The 11,188-nt window shown below is 69.0% G+C and carries 14 protein-coding genes; 6 read left to right on the forward strand and 8 right to left on the reverse strand.

Features of this window, described 5'->3' with window-relative positions:
• The 3 genes from lptC to IAE56_RS03205 all read right to left on the reverse strand — a co-directional run bounded on the left by lptC (position 1) and on the right by IAE56_RS03205 (position 2,187).
• A complete protein-coding gene (gene lptC / locus IAE56_RS03195; RefSeq protein WP_200751435.1) occupies positions 1–576 on the reverse strand; it encodes an LPS export ABC transporter periplasmic protein LptC in 576 nt (191 codons plus the stop codon).
• A complete protein-coding gene (locus tag IAE56_RS03200) occupies positions 573–1,121 on the reverse strand; it encodes an HAD hydrolase family protein (protein WP_200751436.1) in 549 nt (182 codons plus the stop codon). Before IAE56_RS03200 ends, lptC begins: the two co-directional genes overlap by 4 nt.
• 64 nt (positions 1,122–1,185) lie before the next feature.
• A complete protein-coding gene (locus IAE56_RS03205; RefSeq protein ID WP_200751437.1) occupies positions 1,186–2,187 on the reverse strand; it encodes a KpsF/GutQ family sugar-phosphate isomerase in 1,002 nt (333 codons plus the stop codon).
• Positions 2,188–2,241: 54 nt separating this feature from the next.
• Between IAE56_RS03205 and IAE56_RS03210 the strand changes: the two genes are divergently transcribed.
• Genes IAE56_RS03210 through IAE56_RS03220 form a run of 3 tightly spaced genes read left to right on the forward strand, consistent with a single transcriptional unit; the run spans position 2,242 to position 4,070 of the window.
• On the forward strand, positions 2,242–2,472 hold the full coding sequence (locus tag IAE56_RS03210; protein WP_021202589.1) for a BolA family protein: 231 nt from the start codon (positions 2,242–2,244) through the stop codon (positions 2,470–2,472).
• A 21-nt stretch (positions 2,473–2,493) separates the two neighbouring features.
• Positions 2,494–3,765: a UDP-N-acetylglucosamine 1-carboxyvinyltransferase gene (murA, locus tag IAE56_RS03215; protein WP_108768042.1), complete on the forward strand. Its 1,272-nt coding sequence runs from the start codon at positions 2,494–2,496 to the stop codon at positions 3,763–3,765.
• The gene (locus IAE56_RS03220) at positions 3,762–4,070 is read left to right on the forward strand and encodes an EF-hand domain-containing protein (RefSeq protein WP_200751438.1); all 309 of its coding nucleotides are present in this window, start codon (positions 3,762–3,764) and stop codon (positions 4,068–4,070) included. The genes murA and IAE56_RS03220 overlap by 4 nt, the downstream gene beginning before the upstream one ends.
• A 96-nt stretch (positions 4,071–4,166) precedes the next feature.
• Here the strand turns inward: IAE56_RS03220 and IAE56_RS03225 are convergent, their stop codons facing one another.
• From IAE56_RS03225 to purM, 5 genes are all read right to left on the reverse strand, one after another.
• Entirely contained in the window at positions 4,167–4,850 is a 684-nt protein-coding gene (locus tag IAE56_RS03225; RefSeq protein ID WP_108768044.1) for a DUF3108 domain-containing protein, read from the reverse strand.
• A gap of 2 nt (positions 4,851–4,852) precedes the next feature.
• Positions 4,853–5,665, reverse strand: coding sequence for a DUF3108 domain-containing protein (locus IAE56_RS03230; RefSeq protein ID WP_200751439.1), 813 nt, complete (start codon positions 5,663–5,665; stop codon positions 4,853–4,855).
• Positions 5,666–5,732: 67 nt separating this feature from the next.
• On the reverse strand, positions 5,733–6,386 hold the full coding sequence (gene purN / locus IAE56_RS03235; RefSeq protein WP_200751440.1) for a phosphoribosylglycinamide formyltransferase: 654 nt from the start codon (positions 6,384–6,386) through the stop codon (positions 5,733–5,735).
• 19 nt (positions 6,387–6,405) lie between these two features.
• On the reverse strand, positions 6,406–6,897 hold the full coding sequence (locus tag IAE56_RS03240) for a hypothetical protein (RefSeq protein ID WP_200751441.1): 492 nt from the start codon (positions 6,895–6,897) through the stop codon (positions 6,406–6,408).
• Positions 6,898–6,917: 20 nt separating this feature from the next.
• Entirely contained in the window at positions 6,918–7,976 is a 1,059-nt protein-coding gene (gene purM, locus IAE56_RS03245) for a phosphoribosylformylglycinamidine cyclo-ligase (RefSeq protein ID WP_108768048.1), read from the reverse strand.
• Positions 7,977–8,088: 112 nt separating this feature from the next.
• On the opposite strand from purM, the gene IAE56_RS03250 reads away from it, so the two are divergent.
• The 3 genes from IAE56_RS03250 to hda are packed head-to-tail and all read left to right on the forward strand — an operon-like array spanning position 8,089 to position 11,092.
• Entirely contained in the window at positions 8,089–9,216 is a 1,128-nt protein-coding gene (locus IAE56_RS03250; protein ID WP_234455851.1) for a DUF2066 domain-containing protein, read from the forward strand.
• Positions 9,213–10,385, forward strand: coding sequence for an AI-2E family transporter (locus tag IAE56_RS03255; RefSeq protein ID WP_108768050.1), 1,173 nt, complete (start codon positions 9,213–9,215; stop codon positions 10,383–10,385). Before IAE56_RS03250 ends, IAE56_RS03255 begins: the two co-directional genes overlap by 4 nt.
• Entirely contained in the window at positions 10,385–11,092 is a 708-nt protein-coding gene (gene hda / locus IAE56_RS03260; protein ID WP_200751444.1) for a DnaA regulatory inactivator Hda, read from the forward strand. The genes IAE56_RS03255 and hda overlap by 1 nt, the downstream gene beginning before the upstream one ends.
• The last annotated feature ends 96 nt before the right edge of the window (positions 11,093–11,188 follow it).

Genomic DNA, 11,188 nt, shown 5'->3' on the forward strand with positions numbered 1-11,188 from the left:
TCAGCGTTGGGGCGTGTAGCGGCCCTTGGACTGGCTGAGGAAATGATACGTGTTGTTCTTCGAATCCACCTCGAACCCGACGCCGGACTGTTCCATGCCCGGGCGGGTCATGGTGACCCGGGCATCGGTACGGGCGCGGCTTTCCTTCGGGAACACGTCCAGGTGGTCGGTACGGAAGGTGGTGGGCACCACGCCGGGGGCGGCCGGGCTGTCGCCGGAAACGTCGCCGCGCAGCTTCATCTGGTCGCCCTTGGCGCTGAGCCAGCCGGTCTGCGCGCGCAGGGTCCAGTGCTGGCCGTCCTTGTCGGGCATCTCGAACAGCGGGGTGGTGATGTTGATGGTCTGGTCGCCGCGCTGGCGCTCCAGCAGCGGTGCGCGCAGGGTGGTCGATTCCTTGCCCTGTTCGTCCAGCGCCACGATCTGGAAGTCGTGCAGGATGTAATCCACGCCGACGTCCTGGCCGGTCTGCACCGGCCCCTTGTCGCGGTTGCGCAGGGCCGCCCAGCTGCTCAGAAGGGCCGCCAGCAGCAGGCCGACGCCGAGCACGGTGCGCCAGTTCAGCGACGGAGCATTCATGCGCCGAACCTCGCCAGCACCGCATCGATGTGTCCCTGCGCGGCCAGCAGCACGTCGCACAGCTCACGGGCGGCGCCACGGCCGCCGTCGCTGCGGGTGGTCCAGTGCACGCGCTCGGCGATCCACGGGTGGGCGTTGGCCGGGGCCACGGCCAGGCCGACCGCGCCCAGCGGCGCCAGGTCCGGCAGGTCGTCACCGATGAACGCCACCTGGTCCAGGCCGATGCCGTGCTGGGCGCACAGCGCCTGCACGCTGGCCAGCTTGTCGCCCACCGCGATCTGGGTGTCGATGCCCAGATCGGCACCGCGGCGCAGCGCCGACTGGCTGTTGCGCGCGGTGATCAGCACGGGGTGGATGCCGTGCTGCTGCAGCAGTTTCAGACCCAGACCATCCTGCACGAAGTACGCCTTGCTCTCGTTGCCGTCCTTGTCGTAGTACAGCCGACCGTCGGTGAGGGTGCCGTCCACGTCGAAGCAGGCCAGGCGGATCCGGGCCGCGGCGGCATGCAGGTGGGCGGGGAAGGCGGGCAGGGGGGACCAGGGCATCAGGGCATCAGGCTCGGTTGGGGCGGGTGCGGGTACAGTCTGAATGGGGTCTACCGACTCTCGGTTAAACCACCCGGGCCCGCAACAGGTCATGAATGTTCAGCGCGCCGACCGCGCGGCCCTGGCCATCGACCACGATCAGGCCGTTGATCTTGTGGGTCTCCATCAGCCGCGCGGCTTCCACCGCCAGCTGGTCGGCGCCGATGGTGCGCGGGTTGCGGGTCATCACCTCGGCGATCTTCGCCGTGCGCACGTCCAGCTCGGTATCCAGCGCGCGGCGCAGGTCGCCGTCGGTGAACAAGCCGATCAGCACGCCCTGGGCGTCGACCACGGCGGTCATGCCCAGCCGCTTGCGACTCATCTCCATCAGCGCCTGGCTGAGGCTGGCCTCGGCATCGACCTTGGGCAGGTCCTCGCCGCTGTGCATCACGTCGGTGATGTGCAGCAGCAGGCGGCGGCCGAGGCTGCCGGCCGGGTGCGAGCGGGCGAAATCGTCGGCGGTGAAGCCGCGCGCGTCGAGCAGGGCCACGGCCAGCGCATCGCCCATCGCCAGCGAGGCGGTGGTGCTGGAGGTCGGTGCCAGCGCCAGCGGGCAGGCCTCGGCCGGCACGCTGACGTCCAGGTGCACGTCGGCAGCCTTGGCCAGGCTGGACTGCGGCCGGCCGGTCATGGAAATCAACACGTTACCCTGGCGCTTGAGCACCGGCAGCAGCATCAGCACCTCGTCCGATTCACCCGAATAGGACAGCGCCAGCACCACGTCATCCTCGGTGATCATGCCCAGGTCGCCGTGGCCGGCCTCGCCCGGGTGCACGTAGAAGGCCGGGGTGCCGGTGGAGGCCAGGGTGGCGGCGATCTTGCGGGCGACGTGGCCGGACTTGCCCATGCCGGTGGCGACCACCCGGCCGCGGCTGCCCAGGATCGCCTGGCAGGCCTGCTGGAAGGCATCGCCCAGCCCGCTGGCCACGGCCTGCAGCGCCTGCTGCTCGATCTCGAACACGCGGCGGCCGCTGGCCACCAGCGCGGCGGGATCGACGGAACGGGGGGGCAGGGAGGACTCGGCCATGCGGACGCCACGCAGCGGAAGTAGAATGAGGGTTCATTTTATTAGGAAAGCCCGTTGGACGCTGACACCATCCGCAACCTGATCGAAACCGGCCTGCCGGGCGCCCGCGCCGACGTGCGCGGTGACGATGGCGTGCATTTCGAAGCGACCGTGGTCTGTGAGGCCTTTGCCGGCAAGATGCCGTTGGCCCGCCACCGGATGGTCTATGCCACTCTGGGAGACCTGATGGGCGGCGCGATCCACGCGCTGGCGCTGAAAACCGTGACCCCGGCCGAAGCCGGCTGAACCGCAGAAGATTCCCAATACATGGCCAAGATCGTTGTGACCGGCGGCGCTGCGCTGCACGGTGAAGTGAGCATCTCCGGCGCCAAGAACGCCGTCCTCCCCATCCTCTGCGCGACCCTGCTGGCCGATGCGCCGGTGGAGATCACCAACGTGCCGCACCTGCACGACGTGGTCACCACGGTCAAGCTGCTGGGCGAACTGGGGGCCAAGGTCACCATCGACCAGGGCACCCTGTCGCGCGGCAGCGCGATCGTGGTCGACCCGCGTTCGGTCAACCAGCACGTGGCGCCGTATGAGCTGGTCAAGACCATGCGCGCCTCGATCCTGGTGCTGGGCCCGCTGCTGGCCCGCTTCGGCGCGGCCGAAGTGTCGCTGCCGGGTGGCTGCGCCATCGGTTCGCGTCCGGTCGACCAGCACATCAAGGGCCTGCAGGCGCTGGGTGCGGACATCGTGGTCGAGAACGGCTTCATCAAGGCCACCGCAAAGCGCCTGAAGGGTGGCCACTTCACCTTCGACATGGTCAGCGTCACCGGCACCGAGAACGTGCTGATGGCCGCCGTGCTGGCCGAGGGCACCACCATCCTCGACAACGCCGCGATGGAACCGGAAGTGACCGACCTGGCGCACTGCCTGATCGCACTGGGCGCGAAGATCGAAGGCCTGGGCACCGCCCGTCTGGTCATCGAAGGCGTCGAGCGCCTGTCCGGTGGCCGCCATGAAGTGCTGCCCGACCGCATCGAGACCGGCACCTTCCTGGTGGCCGCCGCGATGACCGGCGGCAAGGTGACCGTGAACCGCGCGCGCCCGAACACCATGGACGCCGTGCTGTCCAAGCTGGTCGAGGCCGGTGCGACGATCGAGACCACCGAAGACAGCATCACCCTGGACATGCAGGGCAAGCGGCCGAAGGCGGTCAACCTGACCACCGCGCCGTACCCGGCGTTCCCGACCGACATGCAGGCGCAGTTCATGGCGCTCAACTGCGTGGCCGACGGCGTGGGCGTGATCAACGAAACGATCTTCGAGAACCGTTTCATGCACGTCAACGAACTGCTGCGCCTGGGCGCGGACATCCAGGTGGAAGGCCACACGGCGATCGCCCGCGGCCACGAGCGCCTGAGCGGTGCACCGGTGATGGCCACCGACCTGCGCGCGTCGGCGTCGCTGATCCTGGCCGGCCTGATGGCCGACGGTGACACCACCATCGACCGCATCTACCACCTCGACCGTGGCTACGAGAACATCGAAGAGAAGCTGTCTTCGCTCGGCGCCACCATCCGGCGCGTGCCGTGATCCTGCGCGGCCGCTTCAGCCCCCGCCGCAAGGCGCTGCTGGCCCTGGTGCTGATCGTGCTGGCGTGGCTGGGCTATGCCTGGTACGCCAACCTGGCCATCACCAAGGGCATCGAGCAGAAGGACATGGACTGGAATGGCGATGGCACGGTCAGCCGTGACGAGATCATCCAGTCGTTCCATGCCGTTGCGGTGAACGACAGCCAGGAAGGCAACCGCCATTGCCGCACCTTCGTCTGGCGCAGCAGCGGCCAGCAGATCCGGGTGGACTGCCGTACCGAGTTCACGCCGTCGGCGGCCAAATAACACGGTAGCGCCGGGCCATGCCCGGCGAGCGCGCAGCGCGGAAGCATGGATGGGGTCAGAGCCCTTCCTGGCGGAAGGGATCCGACCCCGGGCGCGTCAGTTCAACGCCTTGATGGTCAGGTCCAGCGCGTCGCGGCCGCCTTCGCGCTGCAGGATGCGGGTCGGCACCGGGAACTCGGGCACGATCCAGGCGATCTGTTCCTTGTCGCCGTCCACGCGCGAGACCTTGGTGGCCTGGTAGCTCTTGCCGCCCACGGTCACCGCTTCCTTGCCCACGACCTTGTAGGTCATGTTCTTGATGCGGCCTTCGTCCACCATGCGGTAGGTCAGCGGCTTGCCGGCGGCCAGGTCGCGGGCGATCGCCAGGTTGATCAGCAGCGCATCCATGTCACCGGCCTTCAGCGCGACCGGGCCGGCGCGGTCCGGCTTGATGTCGCCGGTCCAGGTGGCCTGGTTGCTGGTCCAGTTGTAGTTGGCCTGCACGTTGCGCTTCTTCACCAGCAGTGCCGAGCGGTCCTGGCTGCTCAGCGGGCGCAGCTGGCCACGCACTTCCTCGAACACGGTGCTCTGGCTGAGGTCGGCCAGCTGGTTCTTCACCTGCAGGTTGTAGCGCCACTTGCCGGTGCCTTCGTTGGCCAGGGTCATGGTGCCGTTGGCCTGCATGCCCATGTAGCTGGCCAGGTAATCCGCCTTGAACGGCTGCAGGGCCATGGCCGGCAGGCTGGCCACCGACAGTGCGGCAGCAGCGATCCAGGTCAGCGGGCGGGTCAGGGTCGTCATGCTCATACTCCTTGGTATTCGATCAGGCGCAGGTCGACACGGTCCTCGCCATCTTCGCGTTGCAGGATGCGCACCGGGGTGGGGACACCGTTGGCGATCCAGAGAATGGTTTCGTTCTTGCCGCCGTTGGTGCGGTAGACCTTCAGTGCGTTGTAGGACAGGTCGCCGACCTCGACGTTCTCGGTCTGTGCGGCGGCCTGGTAATCGTGCTGGCGCACCTTGCCCAGTTCGACGTAGCGGTAGTGCATCACCGCGCCGGGGCGGGCATCGCGCATCAGCGACAGGTTCAGCAGCAGCGCGCTCTGGTCGCCGGGCTGCAGCGGGATGGGCTGGGCGCGGTCCTTCTTCACGTCACCGGTCCATTGCGCGGTGCCGGCTTCCCAGTTGTAGGTGCCCACCGCCTTCTTGCCCAGGAACAGGCCCTTGCGCACGGTGCTCTGGCTCAAGGGCGCGTAGACGCCATTGCGTTCCTCGAACACGGTGCTCTGCTCCAGGTTCAGGCCGAGCACGCTGGCGAAGCCGCGACGGCCGACCACCTGCATGTCCACCCGCCACTGGTTGCCGCCGGTGTGGCTGACCTGCATGGTCGCATCGCCTGCTTCCTTGCCCTTGTAGAAGGCCTGGTAGGTGGCGCTGAACGGCTGCAGCGGCGGCGGCTCCCAGGCCATCGCCGGCAGCGCGGGCACGGCCGGTTCGGGCGGTGCCTGGACCACGGGCGCGGGCTCGGCCGGCGGCGGGGTCTGTGCCCAGGCGGCGAAGGCGAGCACAGCGAACGGCAGCAGCAGGAATTTGCGCAACGGAGGCGTGTTCTTCATGGCAGGCAGGAACCGCAGGAGGAGGCAGGATGCCAGCCCCGCAGTCAGCGGGGCGTGTGCACGGGCGTTACCGGTTCAGGTTTCCCGCGGAATCTAGAGCCAATGGGCTAAACAGGGGGTGACCGTCGAGTGTCGGCTGACCCTCCCGTTCAGCCAGGCGGCCGCCGCACAGCAGCTGCAGGGTGGCGATCAGCAGCGGATGCTCGACCGCCAGCACCCGGTGGGCGAGGCTGTCTGCGTCATCGCCGGCCAGCACCGGTACGCGCACCTGGGCCAGCACGGTGCCGGCATCCAGCTCCGGCACCACCAGATGCACGCTGGCGCCGTGCTCGGCATCGCCGGCTTCCAGCGCGCGGGCGTGGGTGTGCAGGCCCTTGTGCAGCGGCAGCAGCGACGGATGGATGTTGACCAGGCGGCCATTGAAGCGCTGCACGAAGTCGGCGCCGAGGATGCGCATGTAGCCGGCGCAGACGATCCAGTCCGGGGCCGCGGCCTGGACGGCATCGCCGAGCGCCTGCTCGTACGCGGCGCGGTCGCTGAAGGTCTTCGGCGCGTGTGCCCAGCGCTGGCTGGGCCCCACGCGCTGCAGTGCCGCTGCGTCGGGGCGGTCGGAGAAGACCCCCACCACCTCGGCCGGCAGGCGGCCGGCGTCGATCGCATCAAGGATGGCCTGCAGGTTGCTGCCACGGCCGGAGGCCAGTACGGCGATGCGTGCGGTCATGCGGCGGCCATCGGGTGTCTCAGAGGCGGGAAGGCGCGTTGGCTTCGAAGGCCGCCTTCACCTGCGGGCGCAGCAGCACCACCAGGGTGAACACGCCCAGCACGGTGCCAAACGGGGTGAACAGGCAGGCGATGGCGGCCACCACCATGCACAGCAGGTGCCGGCGCCGCTGCTTCAGGCAGCGCCCGGCATAGGCGATGAAGCCTGCCAGGCCCAGCCCGAAGGACACCGCGCAGCCGCCCATGATGATGAACATCCAGCCCATGAACTGCTGCTCGTGCAGCGGCGTGGCCTGGCCGTTGGAGTTCATCGGCAGGGCCCCGCTGAGCATGGCGATGCCCATCACGATGTGCATGCAGAAGATCAGCCCGAACACGGCGGCCAGGCCGGCCACCACGTAATGGAAGATCGCCAGCAGGCGCAGGTGGTCGATGTCCTGTGCGGTCAGTGCGGGCGCAACCGGGGCCGGGGGCGGCACCGGTGCGGCGGGCAACGGGGGCGTAGCGTCCATGCGGGCTCCTTGGGTACCGATCAGGCGATGCGGACGCGTTCGGCGCCGCTGGCGGTGACCACCTGGCCGATCGGCCAGTGGTCCAGGCCCTGCGCCTGCACGGCTTCGGACACCGCGGCGACCTGCTCCGGGGCGACGATCAGCACGAAGCCGATGCCACAGTTGAAGGTGCGCCACATCTCGCTGTCGACCACGGCGCCTTCCTTCTGCAGCCACTGGAACACCGGCGGCAGCGGCCAGGCCGAGGCCTGGATGTCCAGGCCGAGGCCGTCGGGCACCACGCGGATGATGTTCTCGGTCAGGCCGCCACCAGTGATGTGGGCCATGCCGTGGATGGCCGCACCGTGCGACTTCAGCAGCGACAGGATCGGCTTGACGTACAGGCGGGTCGGCGCCATCAGCGCGTCGACCAGCTTGACGCCGTCTTCCAGCTCCAGGTCGGCCGGCTGGCCGGCGCGGTCGTAGATGCGGCGCACCAGCGAGTAGCCGTTGGAGTGCGGGCCGGAGGAGGCGATGCCGATCAGCACGTCGCCGGCGGCCACGCTGGCGCCGTCCTTCAGTTCGCTCTTCTCGACCGCGGCGACGGTGAAGCCGGCCAGGTCGTACTCGCCCGGGGCGTACATGTCGGGCATTTCAGCGGTTTCGCCGCCGATCAGCGCGCAGCCGGCCTCGGTGCAGCCGTTGGCGATGCCGCCCACGACCGCCGCGGCGGTGTCGATGTCCAGCTTGCCGGTGGCGAAGTAGTCCAGGAAGAACAGCGGCTCGGCGCCCTGCACCAGCACGTCGTTGACGCACATGGCGACCAGGTCGATGCCGATCGTATCGTGGCGGTTCAGCTGGTGGGCCAGCTTCAGCTTGGTGCCCACGCCGTCGGTGCCCGACACCAGCACCGGCTCGCGGTACTTGTTGGACAGGTCGAACAGGGCGCCGAAGCCACCCAGGCCGCCCATCACTTCCGGACGGAAGCTGCGCTTCACCAGGGGCTTGATCCGCTCGACCAGCTCGTTGCCGGCGTCGATGTCGACACCCGCGTCACGGTAGGTGAGGGGGGAGGGGGCGGAAGACGGGGTGTTGGTCACGGGCGTCGGCGCTGGCAGGGGTTGAACGGACGATTTTAACAGGCCGCATTGGCGCAAAGTCCGTATTCGGGCAACAATTCCCCCCGGATACGTCGAGCCAATGGATGTCCTGATGCGCCGCAGCCTTATTCCCGCCCTGCTCCTTGCGCTGTGCCTGCCGGTGGCCACGATGGCCCAGAGCGGCCTTCGCACCGAGGGAGATGTCGCCACCGCCAGTGGTGCCTACGAGGCCGAAGTGCCCGTCAACAGCCAGGCCGAGGCCGACCGCAACGGTGGCCTGGCCCGTGCCCTGAGCGTGGTCCTGGGCAAGTTGTCCGGCGACCGCAACGTGACCGCACGCCCGGGCGTCGTGCAGGCCCTGCGCAACGCCAAGGATTACGTGGCCAGCTACGACTTCAAGCAGGACCAGAGCGTCGGCGCCAGTGGCGCCCCCAGCTACCGGACCCTGCTGGTGGCCCGCTTCCGCGAAGATGACGTCGATGCGCTGGTCTCGGCCCTGGGTCTGCCGTTGTGGCCGCAGCCGCGGCCGAAGCCGGTGGTCTGGCTGGCCGTGGACGACGGCAGCGGCCCGCGCCTGGTCAGCGTGCAGCAGGCCAATGCGGCCCGTCCGCTGCTGAACCGCGCCATCGAGCGTGGCTACAAGCTGGGCCTGCCCAGCGGTGGTGCCGCCGAACAGGCGCTGGCCGGGGCCATCTGGCGCCAGGACAGCGCCGCAGTGTCCCGCGCATCGGCCCGCTACTCGCCGCCGATGCAGCTGATCGGCAAGCTGTACCGTGCCAATGGCGGCTGGCAGGCGGACTGGGTGTTCGTCGACAACGGCCGCGAGCTGAACAAGTGGACTACCAAGGACGCCAACGCCATGCGCGCGATGGCCGCCGGTGCCGACGGCGCCGCCGACGCCCTGGTCAAGCGCTACGCCAAGGCCGGTGCAGCGACCGGCGCGGCCGGTACCTACCGCATCGTGGTTACCGGCATCGGCAGCACCGACCAGTACCTGCGCCTGGCCGCCGGCCTGCGCCAGGTGCCGGTGGTGCGCAACGTCACCCCGCTGCGGGCGACGGCCGACCGCCTGGAGCTGAACCTTGAAATGACCACCGGCCTGGCCGGCTTCAACCGGATGCTGGGCGACAACGGCGTGCTGGTGCCATCGGCGACCCTGCCGGCCCTGCCGGCGCCGATCGATGACAGCACCGGCGCACCGCAGCCGGCCCCGGTCAGCAACGAGTACTGGCTGCGATGACCCAATCCCCGGAAGCGGAAATCGCGCAGTTCCTGCGACGGCTGAAGTACGTGGCCGTCGCCCTGCTGATCGGCTGGGTGGTGTGGCTGCTGGCCCCCATCCTGACCCCGTTCGTGCTGGCCCTGGCGCTGGCCTGGCTGGGCGACCCGCTGGTCGACCGCATCGAGGCCACCGGCCGCTCGCGCAACACCGGCGTGGTGCTGGTGTTCGTGGCGATGGTGCTGGTGGTGACCGCGCTGCTGCTGGTGCTGGTGCCGATGATCGAGCGCCAGATCACCACGTTGATGGCCGCCGTGCCGCAGGCGCAGGCCTGGCTGATGCAGACCGGGATCCCGTGGTTCGAGCAGAAGACCGGCCTGGAAGTAATGCAGTGGATGGACCCGGACCGGCTGATCGAGTGGGTGCGCAGCCACTGGCAGCAGGCCGGCGGCTTCGCCACGACCTTCATGGGCTATGTCTCGCGCTCGGGCTTCACCGTGGTGACCTGGATGGTCAACCTGGCGCTGCTGCCGATCCTGGCGTTCTACTTCCTGCGTGACTGGGACAAGCTGGTCGAGCGCGTCGCCTCGGTGATCCCGCGCAACCACATCGGCACGATCACCAACCTGGCCCGCGAATCCAACGAGGTGCTGGGCGCGTTCATCCGTGGCCAGTTCCTGGTGATGGTGGCGCTGGGCGTGATCTACGCCGCCGGCCTGTCGCTGGTCGGCCTGAAGCTGGGCCTGTTGATCGGCCTGGTGGCAGGCCTGATCAGCTTCATCCCGTACCTGGGGGCGACCACCGGCATCGTGATGGCGGTGGTGGCCGCGCTGGTGCAGGCACAGGGCATCGACCTGAAGCTGCTGCTGCTGGTAGGCGTGGTGTTCACCGTGGGCCAGCTGCTGGAAAGCTACGTGCTGACCCCGCGCATCGTCGGCGACAAGATCGGCCTGCACCCGGTGGCGGTGATCTTCGCGGTGATGGCCGGCGGTCAGCTGTTCGGCTTCCTCGGCATGCTGCTGGCGCTGCCGGTGGCGGCGGTCAGCAACGTGCTGCTGCGCTACGCGCACCAGCGTTACCGCCAGAGCGAGCTGTACGTCGGCGAAAAGCCGGCCATCGTGCTTGATGGCGTGATCGACGCACCCCATATCATCCTCGACCCCTACGAGCACGGCCCGGACCCGAAGTGATTGGTGTGCCGCAACTTCCGCTGGCCCTGCATTACCCGCGGGACCAGCGCCTGGAGACCTTCATCGGCGCGCCGGACGGCGCGCTGGCGCAGCTGCGTGCGATCGCGGTGGGCGCCAGCCATGACTGGGTCTACCTGGAAGGTGCGGCAGGCACGGGCAAGACCCACCAGGCGCTGGCGATGTGTTCCAGCGCCCAGCAGGCCGGGCGGCTGCCGACCTACGTGCCGCTGGCCGGCGCGGTCGGCCGCGTGGCGGCGGCGCTGGACGGGTTGGAGCATCGTGAGCTGGTGGCGCTCGATGGCCTGGATGCGGTGGCGGGCCACCGCGAGGACGAGATCGCACTGTTCGACTTCCACAACCGTGCGCGCGCGGCGGGGGTGACGGTGCTGTACACGGCGCAGCACGCGCCGGGTGAGCTGGGCCTGGTGCTGCCGGACCTGCGGTCTCGGCTGGGCCAGTGCGTGCGGGTGCTGCTGCAGCCGCTGGACGAGGAAGGGCGGGCGGCGGTGCTGCGCGAGCGCGCGCTGCGGCGTGGGCTGGCGATCGACGAGGCAGCCATCGAGTGGCTGCTGTCGCATACCGGGCGCGAGCTGGGTGGGCTGATCACGCTGCTGGACTGGCTGGACCGGGAGTCGCTGGCGGCGAAGCGGCGGATCACGGTGCCGTTCCTGCGGCAGGTGCTGGAAGAAGGCCGGCCCCGGTACTGAGGGTGGGGTTTTCTTTGCAGGGCTGCTGCCCTGCACCCGCTAGAGCAACGTCAACGTCAACGTCAAAAGCTGGCTTTCCGTGGGATGGCGGGGTGG

The sequence above is a fragment of the Stenotrophomonas sp. S41 genome, assembly GCF_016624625.1.
Lineage (GTDB): Bacteria > Pseudomonadota > Gammaproteobacteria > Xanthomonadales > Xanthomonadaceae > Stenotrophomonas.

Excerpts from the sequence above, each read along its gene's own strand:
- purN (WP_200751440.1), bottom strand. The coding sequence starts at position 6,386 with ATGACCGCACGCATCGCCGTACTGGCCTCCGGCCGTGGCAGCAACCTG.
- IAE56_RS03230 (WP_200751439.1), bottom strand. The coding sequence starts at position 5,665 with ATGAAGAACACGCCTCCGTTGCGCAAATTCCTGCTGCTGCCGTTCGCT.
- IAE56_RS03240 (WP_200751441.1), bottom strand. The coding sequence starts at position 6,897 with ATGGACGCTACGCCCCCGTTGCCCGCCGCACCGGTGCCGCCCCCGGCC.
- IAE56_RS03205 (WP_200751437.1), bottom strand. The coding sequence starts at position 2,187 with ATGGCCGAGTCCTCCCTGCCCCCCCGTTCCGTCGATCCCGCCGCGCTG.
- IAE56_RS03250 (WP_234455851.1), top strand. The coding sequence starts at position 8,089 with ATGCGCCGCAGCCTTATTCCCGCCCTGCTCCTTGCGCTGTGCCTGCCG.
- lptC (WP_200751435.1), bottom strand. The coding sequence starts at position 576 with ATGAATGCTCCGTCGCTGAACTGGCGCACCGTGCTCGGCGTCGGCCTG.
- IAE56_RS03255 (WP_108768050.1), top strand. The coding sequence starts at position 9,213 with ATGACCCAATCCCCGGAAGCGGAAATCGCGCAGTTCCTGCGACGGCTG.
- IAE56_RS03200 (WP_200751436.1), bottom strand. The coding sequence starts at position 1,121 with ATGCCCTGGTCCCCCCTGCCCGCCTTCCCCGCCCACCTGCATGCCGCC.
- IAE56_RS03225 (WP_108768044.1), bottom strand. The coding sequence starts at position 4,850 with ATGACGACCCTGACCCGCCCGCTGACCTGGATCGCTGCTGCCGCACTG.
- murA (WP_108768042.1), top strand. The coding sequence starts at position 2,494 with ATGGCCAAGATCGTTGTGACCGGCGGCGCTGCGCTGCACGGTGAAGTG.